We start from the raw sequence: 1,101 nt of genomic DNA, 5'->3' as shown, positions 1-1,101 counted from the left end.
TTATAGTGCGCGGCCAAAGGCCGAGCCTGCCTTAGGATGCTATCAGCACTTTTGCAGGAGGCCCGCCCTTGAGGAGCGGGCTCTGCTTACAGGAAGATTTGTCCTTGATTAGATATTTCTAACAATTAAGCCTTTTTCAAGCGCTTCGTGAGTAAGCTTAAGCTTGGAAAGCTCCGGAACCTCGAGTTCAACTTTATAACCCGAGCCAAGAGCTGACTCAATTTCTCGGCCGTTCTTGCTGTTGAATAGCTGTGCTGCGGTGAAGGAAATATTACCTACCGGTGTTAGCAGCGTGAGCTGATCTCCAGTAGAAAGCTTGTTTTTCGCCTCAAGTTTGATGCGATTTGTGCCAAGGTCACCTTCCAGAACGTCTGCGACGAATAGTTGCTGAGTTGAGGTTGAATTGCCTGTCTCATAGTTTTGGTATTCATCAGGTACATGGCGGCGGTAAAAACCCTCTGTGAAACCTCTATTAGCCATGCCTTCGAGGTCGTCCATCAAGGCCATGTTGAACTCATGGCCGGCGGCGGCATCATTGATCGCTTGTCGGTATACTTGAGCAGTTCTTGCAGCGTAATAGTACGATTTGGTACGGCCTTCAATCTTCAGGGACTCAACACCTATATCCATCAGGCGCTGAACATGCTGAACAGCTCGTAGGTCTTTGGAGTTCATGATGTAGGTGCCGTGCTCATCTTCATAAGCAGGCATGTACTCACCAGGTCTGCCTTTTTCCTGTAGTAGGTATAAAGGGGAAACTTTTTCTAGGACGTCAGAACTTTCCGAAAGTGAAAGTGTTTGAACATTAGGGTCGTAGGTTTCAACTGCTTGGCTTGGAACAATTTCTCCGCCATCAGTCTGTTCTGCTTCGTGAGTCTGGTACTTCCAGCGACAGGAATTTGTGCAAGCGCCCTGGTTTGAGTCTCTATGGGTCATATAACCGGACAATAAACAACGGCCAGAGTAGGCAATACACAAAGCACCGTGAACGAAAACTTCAATTTCCATTTCAGGAACGCGTTGTTTAATTTCCGCAATTTCATCCAAGGATAGTTCCCGCGAAAGAATGACGCGTGTCAGGCCCTGTTGTTGCCAGAATTT

1 protein-coding gene is annotated in these 1,101 nt (G+C 47.5%); it reads right to left on the bottom strand.

The window, feature by feature from the left end; genetic code table 11:
* Positions 1–108: 108 nt before the first annotated feature.
* Positions 109–1,101, bottom strand: a 993-nt coding sequence (locus A3756_RS22295; RefSeq protein WP_068554683.1) for a U32 family peptidase C-terminal domain-containing protein, incomplete at its 5' end; no start/stop codon positions are given.

The organism is Oleiphilus sp. HI0086 (genome assembly GCF_001635225.1).
This window is presented reverse-complemented; position numbering and strand designations above follow the sequence as displayed.